Raw genomic sequence first — 24,780 nt, forward strand, 5'->3', positions numbered from 1 at the left:
TCAGGTCACGGAAGGCGACGACGCCTGCGCCCAGAAGCGCTTCGGAATTCGGCCTGCCAGCCGCGCGCGGTAGCCCGCCCGGACCGCATCGGCCATTGCCGCGGCCATCAGCGGTGGGTTCTTCGCCCTGGTCACGGCGGTGGCGAGCAGGACAGCATCGCACCCGAGTTCCATCGCCAGCGCTGCGTCGCTTGCCGTGCCGATGCCGGCGTCGAGAATGACCGGGACATGCGCACCGTCGACGATCATCTCGATGTTGTGCGGGTTTGCGATGCCGAGCCCGGTCCCGATCGGCGAACCGAGCGGCATCACGGCAGCGCACCCAGCTTCTTCCAGCCTGCGCGCGACGATCGGATCGTCGGTGGTGTACGGCAGGACCGTGAATCCCTCGTCGACGAGCTGTTCTGCGGCGCTGAGCAATTCGACCACGTCCGGCAGCAGTGTGCGTTCGTCGGCGATGACTTCCAGTTTGACCCACTCGGTTTCGAGCGCTTCGCGCGCGAGCTGCGCGGTGAGCACTGCTTCGCGGGCGCTGCGACAACCTGCCGTGTTCGGCAACGGCATGATCTCGAGTCGCTTCAATAGGTCGAGAACGCCTGTGCCGCCGGCAGAATCGACACGCCGCATCGCGACCGTCGTCAGCTCGGTGCCGGACGCGATCAACGCTTCCTCGAGGACCGTCAGATTGTCGGCCCCGCCCGTTCCAGTGATCAGCCGCGAACCGAAGTTGCGGCCTGCGATGACAAGTGGGGCGTCGACGATCTCAGCCACCCTGCACCGCCGTCAAAATTTCGAGCTCCCAACCTTTTTGGACCGGCTCGTCCCAGCGCGAGCGTGGGAACACACCACCCCCGATGGCGATCGCGATGCCCTTGTCTGGCAGCTTCAGGTGTTCGAGCAACTCCCGGACCGACATTTCCTCGGTCAGCAGGTGGTCTTCACCGTTGACGGTGATCCCGATTCGAGTTGGCGCGCTCATTGTTTCGCTCCTGCATCGTGGTTGAACCGCTCAGGGTCGGCACACTTGACTTCGACCAGCGTCGTGCCGTCGAGTAGCGCGAGAATCGCGTCGACGGTGATCGGGACCAGCAATATTCCGTTGCGGCCGTGGCCGGAGGCGACCACGACTCGTTCCGACAATCGGCCGATCAGCGGCAAGTTGTCGGGGCTCATCGGTCGCAGGCCGGCGCCGCATTCAGCAAGTTCGTATTCGCCGATGCTCGGCAGCAGAGTTTGGGCGTCGGCAAGCAAATCGCGCACGCCTGCAACGGTGACCTGGGTGTCGCGCCCGGACTCGTATTGCGTTGCACCGACGACGATTCCGTCGCCTCGCGGCACCAGATAGACCGGCCGCCCGTGGACCCGGGCCCGCACGACCCGACTCGGCGGCGGTTCGGTCCCCGGCCTGCTACGCAACCGCAGGATCTCGCCTTTGACCGCACGTACCGGCAGTCCCGGCCACAGCGTCGCGGTCCGGTCACCAGCGGCCAACACGATCTGGTCCGCAACGAGTTCGTCGAGGTCGGCGACCGCGCGCTCGACGATCTCGACTCCAGCGTCGACTGCGGCACTGCGCACCGCGTCGAGCAGCGCCCTGTTGTCGACTGCCAGTTCGGATGGCGCCGACAGCCCGAGGCGAACACTTCGTGAGAGCGACGGCTCAGCCTCGCGAACCTGGGCCCGAGACAGAACTTCGAGGTGATAACCCTGCGCACCAACCCATTCGGCGACGGTGTGGAGATCCGCGGCGTCGGCGGCGTCGATCGCGACGCTCAGCGACCCCTTCGCCGTGAAGACCGAGCGACCGGTCACTGCTGCAATGCGGTCCGCAAACTCGGGCCATCGTGCCAACGACGCGGCGCCGAGCTCGAGCGTGGCTTCCTCGCCGGGCCAGCCCTCCGAGAGCGGGGCCAACATGCCGCCAGCGACCGACGAGGCGCCCGAACCTGGCGCGGGATCGAACAGTGTGACCTGCCATCCGGTCTGCGCAGCACGCCACGCGATCGACAGCCCGATCACGCCGCCACCGACGACCGCCAATGTTCGCGTCACTGCTTCACCTCGCTCCCTGCGCCGGCATTGCCCGGATCAGGTCTTGACGGTCGGGCACTCGCCCCTCTCAGCCTCGTCGCAATCGAGGCTCCCGTGTTCAATTACTCGTAACCCCACGGTAGCGGCTACCTTCGATTTCGTGCATCAGCATTCTGTCAGGGGCCAGCATCCACGTGAACGGCTGGCCACCGCATCCCTGTACCTCTGCACAGACGCCCGTCGCGACAAGGGCGACCTCGCCGAGTTCGCCGACGCTGCGCTCGCCGGTGGCGTCGACATCATCCAACTACGCGACAAAGTCATCGATGCGCGCGAAGAACTCGCCGCCCTCGCTGTGCTACGCGCCGCGACGCGGCGGCATGGTGCGCTCCTCGCCGTCAACGACCGGGCCGACATCGCACTCGCAGCGGGCGCCGACGTGCTGCACCTCGGCCAAGACGATCTACCCGTCCACTACGCGCGCCAGATCCTGGGGAGCGACGTCATCATCGGGCGGTCCACGCACAACCGAGCGCAGGCCGGGTTGGCTGCGATCGAGGAGCACACCGACTACTTCTGCACCGGTCCGGTGTGGGCCACCCCCACCAAGCCGGGCCGCCCGGCCGCGGGCATCGAGCTGGTCCGCGCGACGGCTGAATCCGGTCCGACGCGGCCGTGGTTCGCGATCGGCGGGATCGACAACGCCCGGCTGCCTGAGATCCTCGGTGCCGGCGCAACCCGCATCGTCGTGGTCCGTGCCATCACGGAGGCCGCCGACCCCGAAGCTGCTGCACGCGAATTGAAAACCCAACTCCCCTCGTGAGTCTTTTTGGAGTCCAGGGACTCCAAAAAGACTCACGAGCAGGTGCTAAGCGACGGGCTCGATCCGGACCGGGACTCCGTTGAGGTGGGACATGCCCGCCAGTCGCTCGACGTCGACGATCGCCGTGGACATGACTTCGTTGACGTTCACGCCGCCAGCCGCGTTCGCGATGCGCCACCCACCGCCGCTGTGACCCCAGCCGTGCGGAACGGCAACCGTGCCTTCGCCGACCTCCTCGGTCAGCGTGGCCGGTAGCTCGACCGATCCGGCTTCCGACGCCACGCGGCACGGTTTGCCGTCCTCGATGCCGGCTGCGGCAGCGTCCGCGGGATTGATCCTGGCGGTGTGCTCTCGGTCGCCACGCATCAAACTCGGCGAGTTGTGCATCCACGAGTTGTGCGACTTCAGCTCACGAAGTCCGATCAAACGCAGCGGAAATTCTTTGCTGTCCTTGCGCAGCCCGAGTTTGGCAAGGACGTCGAGGATCTCGGCGGGTGCAAGCTGCACCCGTTTCCTCTTGTGTCGCACCACCCTGCGGAGCACGCCGGTCTCGACGTGCTCGCGAAGCACAACACCATGTGGGTTCGCGCGGAGCTTGGCCATGCTGAGCCCGCCGCGGCGCGCACCGAATCGATCACCGAACGGACCGAGCCGCATCGCGACGTCGATCATGGTCAGCGGGTTGGTCGGCACCATTCGTCGCGCTCGGCTGAGGAGGCCGCCGATCCGGTTGGTCGGTGTCGCCACGAAGGGAATGACGCCGATTCGCCGAGCGATGTCGTCGATGATCTGCCACTCTTGCCGCGCCTCGCCGTACGGTGCGACGACGGCTTCGGTGTGCTGGATGAACGGTGTCGTGCTCAGCGCCGAGAACGGCAGTGGGATGTCCTCGCGCTCGAGGAAGGTCGTCGCAGGCAGGATGTAGTCCGCTTTGCTGTTCGTGTCGTTCATGTAGAGGTCGATCGATACGAGCAGGTCCAGTTTGCCGAGTGCGGCATCGAGTTCGCGACCGTTCGGCACCGACAGCACGGGGTTGCCCGCCGATGTGAACAACGCACGCAGCTGACCTTTCCCGGCGGTCGTGATCTCCTTGGCCATTACCGCCGCAGGGAAGGAACCGAGCACGTCGGGGAAGTTGCCGATGCGCGAGCGCCTGCGGTCGTAGCCGACCAGACCGAGGTTCTGCGCCGTCGCCAGTCCGGCGAAAGGTTCTTCGCCGAAGACCAAGCCACCCGGGCGATCGATATTCCCGGTGACGACCGCCAGTGCGTCCAGCAGGAAGGCGACGAGCGTGCCTTGGCGGCCGAGGCAGGTTCCGGTCCGCCCGTAGACCGCTGCGCTGGATGCGGCTGCCAACGACCGGGCGAGGTCACGGACCTCGCCGGCAGGGACTCCGGTGATGGATTCGGTGAGCTCGGGCGTGAAGCGTGCGACGGCGCGGCGCAGCTTGTCGACACCGTCTGCTTGCACCGCAAGGGTTTTTGCGTCGAACAGCTGCTCGGCAAAAATGACCGAGAGCATCGACGCGAGGAGCCAGGCGTCGCCGTCCGGCCGGACCGACACATGTTCGAACAGTTTCGCGGTCTCCGATCGCCGCGGATCGACGACCACGACGCGGCCACCCCGCTTGGTGATCGCCGTGAGTTTCTCCCTGATGCGCGGCGCGGTGACACCGCTGCCGTGGGAGACGATGGGGTTCGCGCCGACCATGAGGAGGAAATCGGTCCGGTCGAGGTCGGGAATCGGCAAGGCGGTCAGACTGCCGTACAGCAGATGACTGGCGACGAAACGGTTGTTGATGTCCTGGGAGCCCGCTGAGTAGAGGTGCCGCATCCCAGTGCCCAATGCGAATCCGAGAATCCACATGGTGTGCGAGTAGGAGAACGAACTGGGATTGCCGAAATACCAACCGAGGCTTTCGCGACCGTGTTCGGCGATGATCGCGCGAAGCCGCGCGCCGATGTCGTCGAGTGCGGAGTCCCAGGACACGCGCTCGAAGGTGCCGTCGGGCTTGCGCCGTTGGGGATATAGCACTCGGTCGGGGTCGTTCTGGACCTCGGTGAACGCGATCCCCTTGGGGCACGCGTTGCCCCGTGACAGCGGGTGCTCGCCGTCCGGCCTGATCTTGACCAGCCGACCGTCCTCGACGGTGGCGATCAGTCCGCACAACGGCTCGCAGATTCGGCAGAAGGTGACCTTTTCCTCTATTGGCACGTAGTCAATAGAACACCTCGGCGGGCGTTATCGCCAGTAGGAAATCCGAGACTCCCGCATATCGGGCGGTGTCGGTAGAGATGACTGCGGTCCAACTCGTGGGAGCAGTCATGATTTCGGCTTCCGCTCGATCGACGCCGGGCAGCCAACCGAAGCCGCCATCGGGCAGTTCGAAGGTGCGCGGCAACGCTTCCGCCAATTCCGGTCGATCGGCGACCCCGTCGAGTACCAGCGTCATCGACTTCGCCTGCAAAGCTTCCCAACTTGCCTTGAAACCTGGGTGCAGCCGCAGCTTCCCGACCTCGGTTTCGGGTACCCAGCGCAGCTCCGTGCTCTCCAAATTGCGAGTGGTGGCAAGCGTCGACGCGGCATCGGCGATCACCGTCGTGTAGGTCCAGCCGCTGCGGGCCTTCGCGGTCACGCGTTCAGCACGCACTCGGAGCATCTCCGCGATGATTCCCGCTTCCTCTTCCGCTTCTCGGACGGCGGCGTCCACAGTGCTCTCGTGGCTGTCGCGCGCGCCTCCCGGCAGTGCCCACGTGCCGCCCTGGTGGCTCCACACCGCGCGATGCTGCAGCAAAACCGCTGGTTGCCCGCCTGTCAGCGGCGCGCGCAGTAACAAACCGGCAGCGCCGTGCAAACCCCAGTGCCGGCTGCCGTCGGAACTCCACGACCAGCCGTCGCCATCACCCCGCATCGAAATGCCTCGTCATCACCATCGACTTTAGCGGCCGGAATAGAATCCGACCTGCGCTCACTCCCGTGAACGCTTCCGCTCCGCTGGAGGTCTATGTGGCCGGTGACACCGCACCGTCGCAGGTCGAGCGCAGCGAGGGGAACTGGCTACGGACCCTGACGGACACTCACGGCACGCTCACCCCGAAAGCCGCAGTGGCATTGGTCCGGGGCCACCTCGATCCGAACGACATCCGCGCATTCATGCGGTCCTCGCCTGCCCGGCTGTTGGCGATCGGCCTGGTCCTCGTCATCGTCTGCATCGTTGCGGGCGTCGTCGCGGCGTTGTCCATCAACGAACGCCAGAACGACCTCAACACCCTGCTCGACCAGACCGAACCTTTTGCGAGCTCGGCGCAGCAGCTCTACAGCTCCCTGTCGGTCGCAGATGCAGCAGCCGCAACCGCATTCATTTCCGGCGGCATCGAGCCCAAAGCGGTTCGCGACACCTACACCCAAGCCGTCGGTGAAGCCGCCGCCGAGGTGGCAGGAAAGGCTGCGGGGACCGAGGATTCCGATGCGCCGACGGTCCAGCTGCTCAGGTCCGTTGCGACGCAACTGCCGGTGTACGCGGGGCTCGTCGAAACGGCGCGCGCGAACAACCGAAACGGGCACCCGGTCGGTGCCGCGTATCTGGGTGAAGCATCGACGTTGATGCAGGGCAAGATCTTGCCGAGCGCCGAGGAACTCCATTCGCAACAGTCCGCGGCGGTCCTGCAGACCCAGCACCGATACACATCGCCGCCGTGGCTCGCGTTCGCCACCCTGGGCTTCGCGTTGGTTGCCCTGCTCGTCGGACAGGCGATGGTGGCTCGGCGGTGGAAGCGAGTCTTCAACCCCGGCTTAATGATTGCGACGTTGGTGATGATCGTCGCATTCGGCTGGGCGGTGATTGCCGGATCGTTCTCTGCGGCAGCGGCCGACCGCGCACTCGAGCACGGAACGAACCCGCTCTCCCGACTCACCGCGAGCCGGATCCTCGCACAACAAGCACGGTCCGACGAGACACTCAAGCTCGCTCGGCGCGACACATCGGGCGAATACGACGCAGCCTTCGACGCCGACATCAAGCGCCTCCGTGAGCTGCTCGACGGCTACCCCACCCGGATCGAGGGCTCCGAACGCGTCGACCAAGCTCGCGACGCGCTCGATCGTTGGCTGTCGTCCCATGCCCGGATGAACGACACGTTGGCAAAGGGCGACTTCGTCGGCGCGTCGATCGTTGCGGTCGGCGAGGGCGCAACCGACTCGGCCAGCGCATTCACCACCCTCGACAAGGCGTTGGCCCAAGGCATCGAGGAGACCCGAGACGCATTGCGGTCCAATATCTTTCGAGCGTCCAAGGATCTGAATACGCTGGCTCCAGGCGTGGCTGCGCTCGCATTGTTCGCCACGCTGTGGATCGCCCTCGGGCTGTGGCCGCGCCTGCGGGAGTACCGATGAGGCGGCGGATTCTCCAGTGCTGCAGCGCAATTGCGCTCACCGCTGCAATGCTCGGCGCGAGCGCCTGCTCGGCGCCGCCATCCGAAACCACTAACGCCGAGCGGACCGCCTATACCGAGCCGCCACTGCCGGGCAAGGCGGAGCCAGCGACCTCGCCACAGGCCGCGCCGCCGCCGGCCAATTGCGGCGACCCGACCGCGAGCCTGCGACCGTCGCGTGACCCAGAGCAGTCCGGACCCACCATCGACGCCATCCGCGCCCGCGGCAGGCTGGTCGTGGGTCTCGACACCGGTAGCAACCTGTTCAGCTTCCGCGATCCGATCTCCGGGACCATCGAAGGCTTCGACGTCGCCATCGCCAAAGAAATCGCCGGCGACCTGCTCGGCGATCGTGAGCGCGTCGAGTACCGAATTCTCGGCTCGGCGGATCGCGAGATGGCACTACAGAACAAGACGGTCGACATCGTCGCCAAGACGATGACCATCACCTGCCAACGCCGCCAGAAGGTCACCTTTTCGACCGTGTACTTCCAAGCCAACCAGCGCATCCTCGTCCTCAAGGGGTCCGGCATCGACGGGATCGCGGACCTGGCAGGCAAGCGCGTATGCGTGGTGAAGGGGACGACGTCACTGCAACACATCCAGCAATATCAGCCGGCAGCGTCGCTGCTGACGGTCGCCAACTGGGCCGACTGCCTCGTCGTGCTGCAACAACGGCAGGTCGACGCCATCAGTACCGACGACTCGATTCTCGCCGGACTAGCGGCGCAGGATCCGTACCTAGTTGTCGTCGGAGCGACGATAAGCCCCGAGCCGTACGGCATAGGAATCCCCAAGGGCAACGACGATCTCGTTCGGTTCGTCAACGGGACGCTGGAACGGATCCGCAACGACGGCACCTGGAACGCGATCTACAACCAGTGGCTTGCCGTGCTCGGCTCATCGCCGGGTCCGCCGCAGCCCAGGTACGAGGACTGAGCGGGATGGGCGACGCCGAGGAACAGAGCACACAGGGCACGCAAGCCGCGCGCCCTGAGCCCGAATCGACGAGCCGAACCGAAATGGTCGACACTGCGGCCACAGCGCGATCATCGGGCCGCAGTACGCGGACTGCCCGAACTCGCTCCGGAAATCGACGGCTCGGCGACGGTCTGGTCGAAGTACCGGTCGTCCCCGCCGTCGACCCACAGTCAGCGGTGCTGACGAACCCCGTTGTGGCGGAGGGCAAGCGGTTCTGTTGGCGCTGCAGCAAGCCGGTCGGACGCACGACAGCGACAAGCCGAGGCAAAGCCAAGGGCAAGTGCGAAAATTGCGGTGCCGAATACGACTTCAGGCCGCAGCTCGAAGAAGGCGACATGGTCGCCGGCCAGTACGAGATCCAAGGATGCATCGCGCACGGCGGGCTCGGCTGGATTTACCTTGCCATCGACCGCAACGTCAGCGACCGCTGGGTCGTGCTCAAAGGTCTACTGCAAACCGGCGACGCCGAGTCTCAGGCCGTCGCTGTCGCGGAACGGCAGTTCCTCGCCGAACTCAACCACCCGAGCATCGTCAAGATCCACAACTTCGTCGAGCACCCCATGCCAGACGGACGACCCATGGGCTACATCGTCATGGAGTACGTCGGCGGACATTCGCTGAAGGATCTACTCAACTCACATAAGCCGGAACGCATTCCGGTCCCCGAGGCGATCGCCTACATCATCGAGATCTTGCCCGCGCTGGAGTATCTGCACGCGACCGATCTGGTGTACAACGACCTCAAACCCGACAACATCATGCTCACCGAAGACCAGCTGAAGCTGATCGACCTGGGCGCGGTCGCGGGCATCGAATCCTACGGATACCTCTACGGCACACCGGGATACCAAGCGCCCGAGATCACCAAAACCGGTCCGACCGTGGCGTCCGACATCTACACCGTGGGTCGAACTCTGGCGGTACTGACCCTCGATATGCCGATGGAACACGGGAAGTACCTCGACGGGATCCCCACCCCGGAAGACGAGCCCGTGTTGGCGGAATACGAGTTCTACTATCGCCTGCTCATCCGCGCCACCGATCCCGATCCGGCACTGCGCTTCTCGTCGGCAGCGGAACTGGCAGCACAGCTCTCCGGTGTGCTGCGCGAGATCGTCGCCAAGGATTCGGGTCTCGAACAGCCACGATTGTCGACCATATTCAGTCCGCAGCGAACGAGTTTCGGCACCGACGACGCGATCGCCCAGACCGATGCGTTCGCGGACGGGATGCGCAGGAATCAGGGTCTGGACCCGCACGACGTGGCTCGCGCGTTGCCTGTCCCCCTTGTCGATCCGACCGATCCGTGTGCAGCACTCCTCGCGGCAGCAGTACACAGCGAGCCGAGCCAAACCCTGGAATCGTTGCGCCACGCCCGCGAAACCGGCTCGGCAACAGTCGAATCGTCGACCTTCGATGTCGAGCTCACTCTCGCCGAAGTCAAGACTTACCTCGATCTCGGCGACAGCGCGGAGGCCGAGGCTCGGCTCGCGGCATTGCGGGAAACGGCGGGCCCCAACTGGCGAATCGACTGGTACAGCGGACTTTCCGCACTGCATCGCACCGACTACGAGGACGCCTTCGAACGTTTCGACGCCGTGTTGCAGGCGATGCCAGGCGAGATCGCGCCGAAGTTGGCACTTGCCGTCACCGCCGAACTGATTCTTCAACAATGGGATTCGACCGATCCGGAGCACTGGCGGCGTTACGTGGAGAAGTTCTACGCCACGGTGTGGCGAACCGATCACGGAATTGTGAGCGCTGCGTTCGGACTCGCCCGCCAGCTCACTCAGCAAGGCGACCACGCCGCCGCGGTAGCCGCACTCGACGAAGTACCGCCGACGTCACGCCATTTCAGCGTCGCGCGAATGACCGCCATCCTCGTACTGCTTGCGAAAAAGCCGATCGAAGAAGACACCCTCTACGAAGCAGCTGAAAGAGTGAAAGCGTTGCCCCCCGACGAAGGTCGCGCGCTGCAAATGCGCACCCTGGTCCTCGGCACCGCACTGGAGTGGGTGCGGTCTGGGAACGACGCGACCAACCCTGCTCGCACCCTGCTCGGCGTGACGTTCGACGAACGCGGACTGCGCTGCGGAACCGAAGCGGGCCTGCGTTCGCTCGCCCGCAGCGCCCCGGGCCGTCGGCATCGTTACGCCCTGGTCGACCTCGCCAACACGATTCGGCCGAAGAGCTGGTTCTAGGACCTCGTGAGTCTTTTTGGAGTCTATAGACTCCAAAAAGACTCACGAGCTAGGTGGTGATTGCGACCGCCGCGCGGGCGATCGCCAGCTCTTCGTTCGTGGGCACCACCAGGACGGTCACCGGCGAACCCTCTGGTGAAATGACCCGAGCGGTGCGACTTTTCGCGGTATTGCGGCCCGGGTCGACGGCGATGCCGAATTTCTGTAAACCAGCCAACGCATCCGCACGGACCGACGCGCTGTTCTCGCCGACGCCTGCGGTGAAAGTGATGACCTCCGCGCCGCCCAATTCGATCAGGTAAGCGCCGATATAGCGGCGCAACCGATGGATGTAGACGTCGTAAGCAAGCTTTGCCGCCGTGCTGCCGTCCTCGATCAGCTGTCCCAATTCACGGAAGTCGTTGACGCCCGACATCCCCATGAGCCCGGACCGTCGGTTGAGCAGTGTGTCGATGTCATCGACTTTCATTCCTGCGCTTCGGTTCAGGTGCATCAGAATGCCTGGATCGACGTCGCCGCTGCGAGTGCCCATCACCAGGCCTTCCAGCGGAGTCAACCCCATCGACGTGTCGATCGGTTTGCCGCCCTGGATCGCCGACGCCGACGCACCGTTACCCAGATGCAGCACAATCTGATTCAGGTCGGAGTTGTCGCGACCGAGGAACTCGGCCACAACGCCGGACACGTATTCGTGCGAGGTGCCGTGAAACCCGTATCTGCGAATGCCATGCGCCCGTGCGACTTCGACGTCGATGGCGTAAAGCCGTGCTGCGGCCGGTAACCCATGAAAGAACGCCGTATCGAAGACGGCGACGTGTGGCACATGCGGCAACAACGCCCGCGCGCATTCGATCCCGACGACGTTCGGCGGATTGTGCAACGGCGCAAGAGTGGATAGCCGTGAAATCTCCTCCACGACTGCGTCATCGATGACGGTGGGCTTGTAGAACACCTCACCCCCGTGCACAACGCGATGCCCGACTGCCCGCACGCCGGCTCCGGTCAAACTGTGCCCGGAATCATCGAACATCTTGAACGCCAATGCGAGCCCAGCGGCGTGGTCCGGAATCGGGCCACGGTGTTCGATCACTTCGTCGCCGCACTTGTGCGTGATGTACCCATCGCTCTCGCCGATTCGCTCGACCAAGCCGGACGCGACGGCAGCGCCGGTGTCGGTGTCGACGAGCTGATACTTGAGCGACGACGACCCGGAATTGATAACCAGAACAAGCGAATTCGTCACGACTTCGTTCCAGCCGCCTGGATCGCCGTGATGGCAATGGTATTCACGATGTCCGCGATCAACGCGCCTCGGGACAGGTCGTTGACCGGTTTGTTCAAGCCCTGGAGGACCGGCCCGACCGCGACGGCACCGGCGCTGCGCTGTACCGCTTTGTAGGTGTTGTTGCCGGTGTTGAGGTCCGGGAAGATGAACACGGTCGCGCGGCCCGCGACCAACGAGTCCGGCAACTTCGACTTGGCCACGGTCGGTTCGATGGCGGCGTCGTATTGAATCGGGCCCTCCAACAGCAGGTCCGGGCGTCGCTCGCGCGCCAACTGCGTTGCCCTGCGGACCTTGTCGACATCGGCGCCGGAACCCGACTCACCCGTCGAGTAGGACAGCAGCGCCACCCGGGGTTCGATGCCGAACTGTTCGGCCGTGACAGCCGATGAGATCGCGATGTCGGCGAGTTGCTCGGCGGTGGGATCGGGCACGACGGCGCAGTCGCCGTAGGCGAGCACTCGGTCGGACAGGCACATGAGGAACACACTGGACACAGTATCGACGCCCGGGGCCGTCTTGATTATCTCGAACGACGGACGAATCGTGTGCGCGGTGGTGTGGGCGGCACCGGAGACCATGCCGTCGGCAATTCCCAAGTGCACCATCATCGTTCCGAAGTACGAGATGTCGGTCATCACCTCGCGGGCACGTTCGAACGTCATTCCCTTGTGCGCGCGCAACTTCGTGTACTCCTTGGCGAAGTCATCGAGCTGTTCGCAATGCAGCGGATCGATCACCTTGGCAGCACTCAGGTCGACGCCGAGTTCCGCCGCGCGACCGCGAATCGTGTTCTCGTCACCGAGAATGGTCAGGTCGGCGATCTGCCGCTGCAGCACGCGGCCGGCAGCCCGCAGTATCCGATCGTCGTCACCTTCGGGCAACACGATGTGTTTGCGGACTTCCCTTGCGCGGTAGACGATTTGGTACTCGAACATCTGCGGCGTCACCACCGACGGGATCGGAACGTCGATCCGCTTCAGCAGCTCGCCGGCGTCCACCCGCTGCTCCATCAGGCTCAACGCGGTGTCGATCTTGCGCTGGGAACCGACCGCAACTCGCCCTCGCGTTTGCGCTGCGGCGCTTGCAGTATCGAATGTGCCGAGGCCGGTCGTCAGAATCGGCAGACGCGGTTTGAGGCCGGCGACCAACTTCGCAATCGCCGGATGCGGTAACAGACCGCCGTTCATGATGATGCCGGCCAACGACGGGAAGCCCTCGGCTTCGTGCGCATTCACCAGACTCAGCAGTACGTCGGAGCGGTCGGCGGGCGCGATGACGACGACGCCTTCGGTCAGTCGTTCGAGAATGTGCTCGGCAGTCATGCCGCCGACCATCACTCGCAGCGCTTCGCGCTGCAGCAACTCGGTGTCGCCGGTGTAGAGCTCGCCACCGATCGCATGGCACAACTCGGCCATCGTCGGAGCGTTGAGGAGTGGCACCTCGGGCATGCTCCATGCCGGAACCTCGGTCTGTGCAAGGACCTTCGGGATCTCGTCGAGCGTGGCGGGATCACAACGATTCACGATGACCGCGATGAGGTGCGCCTTCTGCGCGCTGAGCTCGGCCTCGCACACATTGACCAGCTGCACGACCTCGTCGGGCGTTCGGCCCTTGCCACGGACCGTCAACAGCACGGGGGCGCCGAGGTTCACCGCGATGCGGGCGTTGAAGTTCAGTTCGCTCGGACTGACGATGTCGGTGTAATCGCTGCCGATGATGACGACCGAGTCGCATTGCTCGGCGACGGTATGGAAGCGCTGGACGATCTCGCTCAGCGCCGCGCCCGGGTCCTCGTGCACCTGCTCGTAGGTGACGCCCATCGCCTGCTCGTAGGTGAGATCGGCGGTGCTGTGCTCGAGCAGCAGTTCGAGGATGTAATCCGGCTCCGTCGTCGACCGGGCGATGGGCCGAAAAACTCCGGCCCGAGCGGTCGTCGCGCTCAACATGTGCAGCAAACCGAGAGCGACGGTCGATTTGCCGGTATCGCCCTCCGGTGCGGCAACGTAGACGCTGGAGGTCCTGTGAACGGCAGACTCCGTTGTTGACATGTGCGCAGCTTAGTTCGGCGACAATTCGTATATGACAGAGAAGGCGTTCCCCGACGTTCGCTGGCACCGCGCACGTCCTCGTTTGAAGAAGGCGCTGACGGCTTTCGGGTCGACTCGCGCCGGCTCGTGGTGGATTCGCACGGTCACCCCGCTCGATCGCGCGCTGCTCGCGCGGAGCAAAGGGCGCATGACGATGTTCGGTCCGACTGGAATCGCGCTGATACTGCTGACGACGACCGGTCGGAAATCGGGTCTGCCGCGCACGACGCCGTTGATCTACACGCGAGACGGCGATCGGCTGTTCGTGGTCGGCAGCAATTTCGGGCAGGCTGGTCACCCCACGTGGACCGCCAACCTGCTGGCAAACCCGGAGGCCATCGTCACGATGGCGGGCAAGGAAATACCGGTCATTGCCGAGTTGATCACCGGTGCCGAATGGGATCGGGCCTTTGCCACCTTCTCCGATTACACCCACGCGTACGACGCCTACTTGGACCGAACCGACCGGACGTTTCGTATATTTGCGCTGACTGCTCGCTAACAGCACGACCAACGATCACCGACTGGTGGCGAAGAATCTGGGGGTGGCCGAAAGCGGATGGCTGGCAATCTCGATCTGCGCGAGTGGTGGAACGACCCGTTCGATCGTGGCTGGCTGCTGAGCTTTTTCGAGTCCCGGTCGCTGACCGGCGTGGTCCGAGTGCTGATCGCACTGTGTGCCGGCGTGCTCGGTGCGGTCCCCGCCCTGGTCCTGCTCTCCCCCACTGGTCCGACAGGTTTGCCTGGTCGCATCGCCCTCTTCGTCATCGCTGTCGGCACGTACGGCTGGGCCGCGCGGTGGTTGGCCGGGGACTGGCCGACGCAGGTGACGTCGTTTCTGTTCATCATCTGGTCCGATGTGGCGATCACGTTCTGCATCGCTAGCGACACAGACGCGCTCGCGGGTTTGGCCGGGTCTACGTCATTCGTCCTCATCGGTGCCTACGTCACGTTCTTCCACGGTCCGAAGACGCTGGCGTGCCATCTCGTGTGGGCTTTCGCGTCGACCGTCGCTGTCGCGATTCCCTTGATCATCGGCGCAGATCCTGCACTTGCTGTTGCGAAGCTGCTGGTGTTGCTCGTGGCGAACGTTGCCGTTCCGCCGCTGCTCCAGTTCAGCTTCTGGCTGATCCGATCGGATGCCGTCGATTCGTTGGTAGACCCTTTGACGGGCTTGCTCAATCGACGCGGGCTGCACTCCCGTGTGCCGTTGCTCGTCGATCAAGACTCGGCGGTGGACTCGGCTCAACTGGTGATGATCACTATCGATCTCGATCACTTCAAGGAAGTCAACGACACCCTCGGGCACGCGACAGGAGACGAGGTTCTGGTCCGGACCGCGCTGCGGATCAAGTCCGTGGTTCGAGGTAGCGCGGTGCTCGCCCGCTTGGGTGGTGAGGAGTTCGTCGTCATGGACGTCGTGCCTGCGGACGTGATCACCGAGTTGGCCGAGCGGATCCAGCAAGCGATCGGCGCGCCCGCCACGCACGCGCCGGTCACCGCGAGTGTCGGTGTGGCTGCGATCCCAGCGCGGGACTGGCTGCTGTCCGTCGCGTCACCGACCGAGCAACTCGACGCACTGCTCGATCGCGCAGACCATGCGATGTACCGCGCAAAGAACAGCGGTCGCAACACTGTCGCTATCGACTTGGGGACAGGCTCCTAGCGCAGTCGAATCAACGCAACCGCGGCGCGAGATCACGCTCGAACAATTCGAGGAACCGTCGCTGGTCGTGACCCGGCGCGTGGAACACGAGGTGATTCAGTCCGGCATCGAGATACGGCTTGATGCGCTCGACGACGTCGTCGGGGTCGGAACCAACGATCCAGCGTTTCGCCACCTGCTCGATAGGCAGGGCGTCGGCCGCAGCTTCCATCTCGATCGGGTCTTCGATGCTGTGTTTCTGTTCCGGCGTCAACGACAGCGGCGCCCAGAAACGCGTGTTCTCCAGCGCCAGTTCTGGATCGGTGTCGTAGGAGATCTTGATTTCGATCATCCTGTCGATGTCGTCGACGGACCGTTCGACCTTCGCAGCGCCCTCCGCAAGCGCTGGCATGAGCTTTTCGGTGTAGAGATCCATGCCTTTGCCGGACGTGCAGATAAAGCCGTCGCCCGCCCTACCTGCGTATCGCGCGACGACAGGTCCACCTGCGGCGATATACACGGGAATGCCACCCTCGGGCACGTCGTAGATCGATGCACCCTTGGTTCGGTAGTACGTGCCGTCGTAGTCGACCCGATCGCCGACCCACAGTTGCCGCATCAACTCCACCGCCTCACGCAGCCGCGCGAAACGTTCCTTGAAGTCCGGCCATTCGGCGGCATAGCCGGTCGCGATCTCGTTCAACGCCTCGCCGGTCCCGACGCCCAGCATGATCCGGCCGGGATACAGGCAGCCCATCGTCGCGAACGCTTGCGCGATGACGGCCGGGTTGTACCGGAACGTCGGCGTCAAGACGGAGGTCCCGAGCTGAATGCGATTCGTCCGCTCCCCGACCGCCGTCATCCATGACAACGAAAACGGCGCGTGCCCACCGTTATGTCGCCACGGTTGGAAGTGGTCGCTGACTGTGGCACTGTCCATGCCGTGTTGCTCAGCGAGGACCGCCAATTCGACGAGGTCTCGCGGTCCGAACTGCTCTGCCGATGCCTTGTATCCCAGCTTCAATGCCACGTCCCGAGCCTACTCACAACAGGCCCAAGAATTCGGCACAAGAACTGGTCGCACGTCCGGTAACAGTCTGTTATATTTTCGAGACCTTCTCGAGCTGTACAGACCGAGTTAGTTGGGATAGAAGGTCGTCGAAGTTGAGGGTGTTTGCGGCTCGGTAGTTCGATGCGCCAATGCCGCCGCACAGTGAAGGGGCGATCACCCATGCACCATCCGAAACACCTCTCGCGTTCCAGCAGGCCGGATCCGGCTACCAGCGCCGAGCCGAGACACCGAGCCGAATCGGCCGAGCAACCAGTCTCAGGACCACGACATCGAGCGGCCCCAGATCTACCCGGTGCAGGCACGCTCTTCGGTGACGGTCGGCCGAAGCATTTCGCGAATCGGCGGGTGGACGATCCGCCGTCGGCGGTCGACGACATATACCTCGTGGGACGCAGTCGCCTGAGCTTCTGAGCTCGGTCAGGTGAATTCTTGGCCTCGGTACCGACTTTTCGGCCGATAGCGCAGCACAATGAATCGATGACCGACCACGAAGCCAGCACCGGACTGTCCTACCTCATGGATATGGACGGGGTTCTCGTCCACGAAGAGCACCTGGTGCCCGGCGCCGACCGGTTCCTTGCCGAGTTGCAAAGCAACGGAACGCCTTTCATGGTGCTGACGAACAACTCGATCCGCACCCCGCGTGATCTGCAGGCGCGGCTGCGCCGGTCGGGGCTCGACCTGCCCGAGACCGCGATCTGGACCTCCGCACTTGCCACCGCAACTTTCCTCGGCAATCAGCGCCCGAACGGCAGCGCATACGTCGTCGGCGAATCCGGCCTCACGACCGCATTGCACGACATCGGCTACGTCCTCACCGATAGCGACCCCGACTACGTCGTGCTCGGCGAAACCCGGACCTACTCGTTCGAAGCCATCACCACCGCGATCCGTTTGGTCGAGCGCGGCGCTCGTTTCATCGCGACCAACCCCGACGCCACCGGGCCTTCGCGAGACGGTTCACTGCCCGCAACTGGCGCGGTCGCGGCGCTGATCACCCGCGCGACCGGGCGCGAGCCGTACTACGTCGGGAAGCCGAACCCGCTGATGATGCGATCGGCTTTACGGTCCATTGGGGCGCATTCGGCGAGCACGCTGATGATCGGCGACCGCATGGACACCGACGTCGTCTCGGGCCTCGAAGCCGGGCTGCGAACGATTCTGGTACTCACTGGAATCTCGACGCGAGAGAGCGTGGAAGGATTCCCGTATCGGCCGACACTGGTGCTCGATTCGGTCGCGGACCTGATCGGGCGCACACAAGATCCGTTCGCACCACTCGACTGAGGGACTCGTCGAGCGGCTCCGGCGACACCCTGGCAGTATCGGGCCAATGAGGCGTGAGGTTTCGGCATCGTTGAACGCGGACATCATCGAGCCGACCGAACTCGAGTTCCAGATCGCGGTCGCGTTTCACCCCGGCGCGGAAGTGACGGAATCCCTGTCGTTTTCGCTCGACGGCGAACCGATCGTCGCGCACGAGGTAATCGCTGCCCATGGCACTCGAATCCACACCTTCCCCGCCGGCGTCGGCAATCTCCAGGTGCACTACGAGGCCACCATCGTCGGGCAATCGGAGCCGCTGCCGACCACCGATTACGACTTGTCGAAATACTTGCGGCCAAGCCGCTATGCCGAGGCAGACAAGTTCTTCGGCTATGCCGCAACGGAGTTCGGGAAGTCCAAAGGCTCTGCCGAGCTGCTGGAGCAGGTGTCGTCCTGGGTTGGCTCTCGACTCACCTACATGCCGGGCAGCAGCGACCCGATCGACGGCGCGGTCGAGACGCTACTTTCCGGCACCGGCGTGTGCCGCGACTATGCGCACCTCGTCGTGGCGTTGCTGCGAGCCGTCTTCGTACCCGCCCGGGTCGTGGCGGTCTACGCGCCCGGCTGCAATCCGATGGACTTTCACGCCGTGGCCGAGGCCTATATCGACGGAGTGTGGCGAGTAGTCGACGCAACCTGCCTCGCTCCCCGATCGACGCTGGTCCGAATCGCGACCGGCCGCGACGCATCCGACACCGCGTTCATGGACAACCACGGTGGCGCAGTGAACCTCAACGCTGCGTGGGTCACCGCGTGGGTCGAGGGCGAGCTGCCCATCGACGACGTCACCGAGCTGGTGTCGATCGCGTAAAGCTCACCCCTCGTGACCGTTGATCAGCGCGCCAGCAGCCGGACCGCCGAAATAGCCGCCAACTTCTCCGGATTCCGGACGATGTAGATACGACTGACCAACGAATCGACCACCTCGATCATGACCGCCGAATCGAGGCGGTCACCGAAGCTCAGCAACACTGCAGGCAGACCGTTCAGCACTGTGAACTCCGGCACCAACCCTGGTTCGAAGTTGGTGGCGATACCGACCAGGTAGCGGGCCACATGGTCCGCGCCGATGATCGGTCTGCGTGCTGCGCTCAACTTGCCGCCACCGTCCGACAGCGAAACTGCATCGGGTGCAAGCATTTCCATCAGCACGTCGACCGCGCCCGTCGACGCCGCGAGCAGGAACGACGCAGTGATCGCCGCCGCCTCTTCGGCATCTGCGACGTAGCGCCTGCGTCGAGCCTGCACATGCTCCCGCGCGCGATGTGCGATCTGGCGAACCGCTGCAGCGGACTTGCCGATGGTCTCGGCAATCTCGGCGTGGCCGAAGCCGAACACCTCGTGCATGACGAAGACGGTGCGCTCGTCCGGACCGAGCGTCTCGAGGACGAGAAGCATTGCCATGGAGACAGACTCGGCAAGAACGACGTCGTCCGCTGCATCCCGCTCGGTCCGGATCGGCTCGGGCAACCAGTTCCCGACGTATTCTTCGCGCCGTCGTTGTGCGGTCCGCAGGCTGTTCAGCGACTGCCTGCTGACAACCTGCGCCAGATACGCGCGTGGACTCTCCACCGAAGCCAGGTCCACCTCGGACCAGCGAATGAAGCTTTCTTGCAGCACATCGTCGGCATCGGTTGCGGTGCCGGTGATTTCATAGGCAATCGCGAAAAGGAGCGGTCGGTACTCGTCGAAGAGGTCTGCGTGCGTCGTCACGCTGTCACGAGATCCTTCCGACGGCGCGGCGCAGGCATCGCGAGCTGCTGCCGCTTCATTCGTCCTTGAATTCTCAAGCCCCACAGGGTCGCCCGGCAGACCAGCTCTTTCACTACAGCCGCCGACGCGCCCCGCATAATCATGCTACGCGGCGAGTCGTCCAGATGGGCGAATTGGATAACCCCCGATCGCCTGCCCAACGAGATGTTGGTCCCGACGAAGCCGAACGAAACAGGTTCAGCCGCAGTACCTTCCAACCCAGCCAACACGGTCGAGCCACCGTGCGCCCCCAGCGGCGACGCCGATTGACAACTCATCCGGTTGTACCAACCGATCTCCGGCGGCAACGAGATCGCGTCACCGACGCCGACGATGTCCGGCCGACCCAGCGCGGTCAAAGTCTCGTCGACCAGCAGGCGTCCGGCGTCGTCCGTAGGGAGCCCACTGCGCGTTGCCAATTGGGGCGCACCGAACGAACAGCAGACGACGGTGGCAGCACTCGTCCGAGTACGGCCATCGGCGGTGACGACCCCTCCATCGACAACGCGCGTCACCGCCGTGCCCGCCTCGACCTCCACGCCGAGCTTCTCCAGCTGCCGGACGATCGCACGTCTCGCCCGGGCCGACACTCCTGCCGCAAGGTCGCCGGCGGCCAACAGGGTCACGTGCACGCGAGGGAGCTGCTCGGCGATCTCTGCGGCGAGTTCGATTCCCGTCGGTCCGCCGCCGACGACGGTCACTGTGGCGGCATCGGGCAACTCGGCCAGTCGCGTCTTCAATTCGCGCGCCTCATGCAATTGCGCGACGAACAGGGCGTGCTCGGCGGCTCCCGGAATCGCAGTCGTATTCGACGTGCTGCCAACGGCATACACGAGTCGGTCGAATGGCAAGGTCGAGCCGTCACTCAGCTCGACCTCGCCGTCACCGATCCGATCGACCCACTCGATCCGGACCTGCGCACCCTTGTGCACGAGCGTGTTCAACGGCACCAGCGCGGTCGACGTCCCCGCCGCCAGCTGATGCAGCCGAATTCGCTCCACGAAGTCCGGGCGCGGGTTCACCACGGTCACCGCGATGTCCTCGCGCCCGGCAGCGAGTATGCGGTTGGTCGCCATGACCCCCGCGTACCCCGCACCAACAACCACGACCTGCCGTTTGTTTGTCATGCCCTTTAGACACCGCAGCCGCGGGAAATGTGACACCCCACCCAACTCCCGTGCGCGCGTCTCACCCCCAGAGGGGTGAAATTCGCTCACAGTTGCTCGCGCAGAACCGTGCGCGATTTTTACCCATGGGAGGGTGAGACGCGCGCACGGATTAGGGGGTGAGGGCCTGATCCAGATCGCCGAGCAAATCCTCGACATCTTCGAGTCCCACCGAGATGCGGACCACGGAGTCGGTGATTCCGACGGCCGCTCGACCTTCCGGACCCATGGCGCGGTGCGTCGTGGTCGCGGGGTGGGTGATCAGCGACTTCGCGTCACCCAGGTTGTTCGAGATGTCGACGATGCGGAGGGCATCGAGGACCTCGAAGGCACGCTTCTTACCGAGTCCCTCGGGCGCCGCGAGCTCGAAGGTGACGACCGTGCCGCCGCCCTTCATCTGCCGCTTGGCGAGGTCGTACTGAGGATGGGATTCGAGGTACGGGTACTTCACCCATGCGACCGACGGGTGCGACTCGAGGAACTTCGCGATTTGCAGCGCTGACCCGGTGGAGTGGTTGACGCGCAGCGGCATCGTCTCCAGACCCTTCAACAAGGTCCAGGCGTTGAACGGACTCAGCGCCGGACCGGTATGGCGCATCAACGTCTTCACCGGACCGTCGATGTACTCCTGCGTGCCCAGAATCGCGCCGCCGAGGACCCTGCCCTGACCGTCGATGTGCTTGGTGCCCGAATAGACCACGACGTCGGCGCCGAGCTCGAAGCTGCGCTGCAGCAACGGGGTCGCGAAGACGTTGTCCAACACCACTTGGGCCCCAGCAGCGTGGGCAAGTTCCACCACGGCGGGCACGTCGACAAGCGACTGCATCGGATTGGACGGCGTTTCGAAGAACACTGCGGTGGTCGGCACCGAGAGCGCCTGCTCCCACTGGTCGAGATCTTCGCCGTCGACGAAGACGGTCTCGATTCCCCACCGCGGCAGGATCTCGTTACAGACCACGAAACACGAGCCGAACAGGCTGCGGGCCGCGACGAGCCGGTCACCGGCCTTCAGCAGCGCACCGAGTGCGGTGAAGACTGCGGCCATGCCGCTGGCTGTCGCGAAGCATGCCTCGGCCCCGTCGATGAGCCGCATCCGCTCCTCGAACATGGCGACCGTGGGGTTGCCGTAGCGCGAGTAGACGTAGTGGTCAACGTCGCCGGTGAACGCGGCCTCAGCTGCTCCGGCACTTTCGTAGACGAATCCCGAAGTCAGGTACAGGGCTTCGGCATTCTCTTCGAAACCGGACCGCATCAGTCCGCCGCGCACACCGATCGTCGCGGGACCGACGCCTTCGGGCAACGGCTTCTCGAACGCCCCACCCGTCGGCTTGCTCATGACTGCTTCCAGGGCAGGCCGAGGACCTTCCAGCCGTTGACGTTGCGTTGGCCTGCGGGTCCGACCGCGCCTTCGAAGCCTTCGAGAACGTTGTACGACGGACCGATTCCTGCATTGGTCGCTGCGATGGCCGTATGCACGGACCGGTTTCCGGAACGGCAGAGGAAGACGACCGGTCCGTCGGTGACGCCGGCGGCCTTCAAGTCTTCGACGAAATTCGCGTTCCGACTGCCCGTATTGTCGACCCATTCGATGAAGATCGGGGTCTTGCCGATTTCGGTGGTGTCGGGGATGCCGATCTTGCGCCACTCGCCGTCGGTCCGTACGTCGACCAACACCGCGGCCGGATCGTCCCGAAGCAGGTCCCATGCCTGCTGGGGAGTCAGATCACCTGCATAGCTCACTTGAATGCCCTTCCGAATCCACACTTGCCGTGTCCGGTATTGGAGCACGGCCAGGTCGTCACCCGGAGCACCCCACCGTGGCGGAGGGTTGCCGACCAGCGAGCCGGGGCTTGTTGCTGGTACTCATGACCTGACACGAGGATCGCTGCTCAGCGGCGCGATTGTCAACTTCGACCGTGCGTGATTTTCACCCCTATGACGGTGAGACGCGCGCACGGGGTTAGTTGCAGACCAGCCACTTCCCGTTCCTGCGGACGAAATTCCAGGTCGCGGTCTTCTCGTCTTTGTCGTCGACCTTCGTCGTGACTTCGGCTTTCGCGCTGTTTCCGTCGAGGGCGACATCGGCGACCTTCTCGTAGCTCAGCTTGCCTTTGCGGTCGGCGAGAATCTTGCCGTCGAATTGGGCGCAGGCGGTGTCACGTTTGCGCTGCTCATCGTCGCCGTTGCGAGCAGCGATGAACTCGGTGACCGACACCTCGATCTGTTGGCCTTCGGTGAGGTTGTCCTCGGCAGGCGAGATGATCCCAGCGATGATGACTGCCGCGACGATCGCCAGGACGACGGCCAATGCTGCGATGATCGGGACTGCGGTACGCGGCGGCTCGGGCTTGCTCTCGTCGGTCACGTGCAGGATCTTCCCCTGCGTGTCCGGTTTCGGGCAAACAGGTCACCCTGATCCCCCGCTGCGGGAGGGGCGCTGTGCCGAGACGATAGAATAGGCACTTCGCATATGTTAGGCGAGGCTAATTTGCGGCCTCGCGTCACACGAATTTCGTTCGTAGAGAAGGTGCACGGTAAAGATGACTGATCAGTCCCGCCCGCTCCGGGTCGCCATCATCGGTGCAGGCCCCGCAGGCATCTATGCCGCGGATGCCCTGATGAAGTCTGAGACCGACGTCAGCATCGACCTCTTCGAGCGCATGCCTGCGCCGTTCGGCCTCATTCGGTACGGCGTCGCGCCGGACCATCCGCGCATCAAGGGCATCATCTCGGCCCTGCACAAGGTGCTCGACAAGGACCACGTGCGGCTGCTCGGCAACATCGACTACGGCAACGACATCACGCTCGACGATCTGCGCCACTTCTACGACGCGGTGATCTTCTCGACCGGCGCGAACGCGGACCGCAATCTCGAACTCCCTGGCGTCGACCTCGACGGCAGCTACGGCGCCGCCGACTTCGTGTCCTGGTACGACGGCCACCCCGACGTCCCGCGTGACTGGCCGCTCGAGGCCGAGAAGGTCGCGGTGCTCGGTGTCGGGAACGTCGCGCTCGACGTTGCTCGCGTGCTCGCCAAGACGGGCGACGAACTGCTGCCGACCGAGATCCCGGCAAATGTTTACGAGGGTCTGAAGGCGAACAAGGCGGTCGAGGTCCACGTCTTCGGTCGTCGCGGTCCCGCGCAGGCCAAGTTCACGCCGTTGGAACTTCGTGAACTCGACCACTCGCCGACCATCGAGGTCATCGTCGATCCTGAAGACATCGAATACGACGAAGCCTCCGAGGCGGCCCGCCGCAACTCGAAGATCGTCGACATGGTGGCGAACACGCTGCAGGACTGGGCAATTCGCGACCCAGGCGACCGGCCGCACAAGTTGTACCTGCACTTCTTCGAATCGCCGACCGAGATCCTCGGTGCGGACGGCAAGGTCGTCGGTCTACGGACCGAACGCACCGAGCTCGACGGCACCGGAAACGTCCGGGGCACTGGCAAATTCAAGGACTGGGAAGTTCAGTCGGTGTACCGCGCCGTCGGGTATCTCTCGCAGAACGTCTCGAACCTGCCGTTCGACGACCAGGCAGGGACCGTGCCCAACGAAGCCGGCCGAGTCCTTGCCGACGACAGCACGGACGGAAAGTTCCTTCCCGCAACGTATGTCACGGGCTGGATCAAGCGCGGCCCGGTCGGTCTGATCGGTCACACGAAGGGCGACGCGAACGAAACGGTCGCCTGCCTGCTCGACGATCGCGCTGGCTTCGTCGGCGCGGTGGAACCGGACGAGAACGCGATCATCGAGTTCCTCGAGAAGCGCGACGTTCCGTTCACGACGTGGCAGGGCTGGTACCGCTTGGACGCTCACGAGCGTTCGCTCGGCGAACCCGAAGGGCGCGAACGGATCAAGGTCGTCGAACGCGAAGACATGTTGCGAGCGAGCGAACCGCACCGCGCCTGACACGTACTCGCAACAGGTGGGTACGTGAAGTGCGCCGCATTTTTTACTCCCACCACACAAACGGTTG

Annotated in this window: 22 protein-coding genes and 2 riboswitches; of the genes, 9 read left to right on the plus strand and 13 right to left on the minus strand. The window is 64.4% G+C overall.

What is annotated here, in order from left to right; genetic code table 11:
- From thiG to thiO, 3 genes are all read right to left on the minus strand, one after another.
- Positions 1-771, minus strand: a complete 771-nt coding sequence (gene thiG / locus FGL95_RS24145; protein ID WP_338080006.1) for a thiazole synthase — start codon at positions 769-771, stop codon at positions 1-3.
- Positions 764-979 carry a sulfur carrier protein ThiS gene (gene thiS / locus FGL95_RS24150; protein ID WP_169591779.1) on the minus strand — a complete coding sequence of 72 codons (216 nt, stop codon included), beginning with the start codon at positions 977-979 and terminating at the stop codon, positions 764-766. The genes thiG and thiS overlap by 8 nt, the downstream gene beginning before the upstream one ends.
- Positions 976-2,052: a glycine oxidase ThiO gene (gene thiO / locus FGL95_RS24155; RefSeq protein WP_338080007.1), complete on the minus strand. Its 1,077-nt coding sequence runs from the start codon at positions 2,050-2,052 to the stop codon at positions 976-978. Before thiO ends, thiS begins: the two co-directional genes overlap by 4 nt.
- Positions 2,049-2,157, minus strand: a riboswitch (TPP riboswitch). Its footprint overlaps the gene before it by 4 nt.
- Before the next feature lie 34 nt (positions 2,158-2,191).
- Between thiO and thiE the strand changes: the two genes are divergently transcribed.
- Positions 2,192-2,854, plus strand: coding sequence for a thiamine phosphate synthase (gene thiE, locus FGL95_RS24160; protein ID WP_169591781.1), 663 nt, complete (start codon positions 2,192-2,194; stop codon positions 2,852-2,854).
- Between the two features lie 45 nt (positions 2,855-2,899).
- Here the strand turns inward: thiE and FGL95_RS24165 are convergent, their stop codons facing one another.
- Together FGL95_RS24165 and FGL95_RS24170 are read right to left on the minus strand one after the other, a co-directional pair.
- The gene (locus FGL95_RS24165) at positions 2,900-5,068 is read right to left on the minus strand and encodes a molybdopterin-dependent oxidoreductase (protein ID WP_169591784.1); all 2,169 of its coding nucleotides are present in this window, start codon (positions 5,066-5,068) and stop codon (positions 2,900-2,902) included.
- A gap of 4 nt (positions 5,069-5,072) precedes the next feature.
- Positions 5,073-5,765 (minus strand): NUDIX domain-containing protein, encoded by a 693-nt coding sequence (locus FGL95_RS24170; RefSeq protein ID WP_169591787.1) that lies wholly within the window; start codon positions 5,763-5,765, stop codon positions 5,073-5,075.
- Between the two features lie 65 nt (positions 5,766-5,830).
- Between FGL95_RS24170 and FGL95_RS24175 the strand changes: the two genes are divergently transcribed.
- Genes FGL95_RS24175 through FGL95_RS24185 form a run of 3 tightly spaced genes read left to right on the plus strand, consistent with a single transcriptional unit; the run spans position 5,831 to position 10,466 of the window.
- Entirely contained in the window at positions 5,831-7,246 is a 1,416-nt protein-coding gene (locus tag FGL95_RS24175; protein WP_169591789.1) for a hypothetical protein, read from the plus strand.
- A complete protein-coding gene (locus tag FGL95_RS24180) occupies positions 7,243-8,223 on the plus strand; it encodes a glutamate ABC transporter substrate-binding protein (protein ID WP_169591792.1) in 981 nt (326 codons plus the stop codon). The genes FGL95_RS24175 and FGL95_RS24180 overlap by 4 nt, the downstream gene beginning before the upstream one ends.
- 5 nt (positions 8,224-8,228) lie before the next feature.
- Entirely contained in the window at positions 8,229-10,466 is a 2,238-nt protein-coding gene (locus FGL95_RS24185) for a serine/threonine-protein kinase PknG (protein WP_169591794.1), read from the plus strand.
- 49 nt (positions 10,467-10,515) lie between these two features.
- On the opposite strand, the gene FGL95_RS24190 is transcribed toward FGL95_RS24185, so the two are convergent.
- Together FGL95_RS24190 and pta are read right to left on the minus strand one after the other, a co-directional pair.
- Positions 10,516-11,709, minus strand: coding sequence for an acetate/propionate family kinase (locus FGL95_RS24190; protein ID WP_169591796.1), 1,194 nt, complete (start codon positions 11,707-11,709; stop codon positions 10,516-10,518).
- Positions 11,706-13,799 carry a phosphate acetyltransferase gene (pta, locus tag FGL95_RS24195; protein WP_169591799.1) on the minus strand — a complete coding sequence of 698 codons (2,094 nt, stop codon included), beginning with the start codon at positions 13,797-13,799 and terminating at the stop codon, positions 11,706-11,708. The genes FGL95_RS24190 and pta overlap by 4 nt, the downstream gene beginning before the upstream one ends.
- Positions 13,800-13,830: 31 nt before the next feature.
- Here pta and FGL95_RS24200 point away from each other — a divergent pair, with 31 nt between their 5' ends.
- Both FGL95_RS24200 and FGL95_RS24205 read left to right on the plus strand, forming a co-directional pair.
- A complete protein-coding gene (locus FGL95_RS24200; RefSeq protein ID WP_169591802.1) occupies positions 13,831-14,340 on the plus strand; it encodes a nitroreductase/quinone reductase family protein in 510 nt (169 codons plus the stop codon).
- 57 nt (positions 14,341-14,397) lie between these two features.
- A complete protein-coding gene (locus FGL95_RS24205) occupies positions 14,398-15,504 on the plus strand; it encodes a GGDEF domain-containing protein (RefSeq protein ID WP_169591804.1) in 1,107 nt (368 codons plus the stop codon).
- Positions 15,505-15,514: 10 nt separating this feature from the next.
- On the opposite strand, the gene fgd is transcribed toward FGL95_RS24205, so the two are convergent.
- Entirely contained in the window at positions 15,515-16,513 is a 999-nt protein-coding gene (gene fgd / locus FGL95_RS24210; protein ID WP_169591807.1) for a glucose-6-phosphate dehydrogenase (coenzyme-F420), read from the minus strand.
- A gap of 519 nt (positions 16,514-17,032) precedes the next feature.
- Here fgd and FGL95_RS24215 point away from each other — a divergent pair.
- Positions 17,033-17,842 carry an HAD-IIA family hydrolase gene (locus tag FGL95_RS24215; protein WP_169591810.1) on the plus strand — a complete coding sequence of 270 codons (810 nt, stop codon included), beginning with the start codon at positions 17,033-17,035 and terminating at the stop codon, positions 17,840-17,842.
- A gap of 46 nt (positions 17,843-17,888) precedes the next feature.
- The gene (locus FGL95_RS24220; protein ID WP_169591813.1) at positions 17,889-18,692 is read left to right on the plus strand and encodes a transglutaminase-like domain-containing protein; all 804 of its coding nucleotides are present in this window, start codon (positions 17,889-17,891) and stop codon (positions 18,690-18,692) included.
- 23 nt (positions 18,693-18,715) lie between these two features.
- Here FGL95_RS24220 and FGL95_RS24225 read toward each other — a convergent pair whose 3' ends face one another.
- The 5 genes from FGL95_RS24225 to FGL95_RS24245 form a co-directional block, all read right to left on the minus strand.
- Positions 18,716-19,594 (minus strand): RNA polymerase sigma-70 factor, encoded by an 879-nt coding sequence (locus tag FGL95_RS24225; protein ID WP_169591815.1) that lies wholly within the window; start codon positions 19,592-19,594, stop codon positions 18,716-18,718.
- Positions 19,591-20,760, minus strand: a complete 1,170-nt coding sequence (locus FGL95_RS24230; protein ID WP_169591818.1) for an NAD(P)/FAD-dependent oxidoreductase — start codon at positions 20,758-20,760, stop codon at positions 19,591-19,593. The genes FGL95_RS24225 and FGL95_RS24230 overlap by 4 nt, the downstream gene beginning before the upstream one ends.
- 151 nt (positions 20,761-20,911) lie before the next feature.
- A complete protein-coding gene (locus tag FGL95_RS24235; protein WP_169591821.1) occupies positions 20,912-22,135 on the minus strand; it encodes an O-succinylhomoserine sulfhydrylase in 1,224 nt (407 codons plus the stop codon).
- The gene (locus tag FGL95_RS24240) at positions 22,132-22,539 is read right to left on the minus strand and encodes a rhodanese-like domain-containing protein (protein WP_169591823.1); all 408 of its coding nucleotides are present in this window, start codon (positions 22,537-22,539) and stop codon (positions 22,132-22,134) included. Before FGL95_RS24240 ends, FGL95_RS24235 begins: the two co-directional genes overlap by 4 nt.
- A gap of 15 nt (positions 22,540-22,554) precedes the next feature.
- Positions 22,555-22,670, minus strand: a riboswitch (SAM riboswitch).
- A gap of 89 nt (positions 22,671-22,759) precedes the next feature.
- Complete coding sequence (locus FGL95_RS24245) at positions 22,760-23,164, minus strand: Rv0361 family membrane protein (protein ID WP_169591825.1); 405 nt, start codon at positions 23,162-23,164, stop codon at positions 22,760-22,762.
- Between the two features lie 175 nt (positions 23,165-23,339).
- Between FGL95_RS24245 and FGL95_RS24250 the strand changes: the two genes are divergently transcribed.
- The gene (locus tag FGL95_RS24250) at positions 23,340-24,713 is read left to right on the plus strand and encodes an FAD-dependent oxidoreductase (protein ID WP_169591827.1); all 1,374 of its coding nucleotides are present in this window, start codon (positions 23,340-23,342) and stop codon (positions 24,711-24,713) included.
- Positions 24,714-24,780 lie beyond the last annotated feature (67 nt).

It is taken from the genome of Antrihabitans stalactiti, from assembly GCF_012932915.1.
Lineage (GTDB): Bacteria > Actinomycetota > Actinomycetes > Mycobacteriales > Mycobacteriaceae > Antrihabitans > Antrihabitans stalactiti.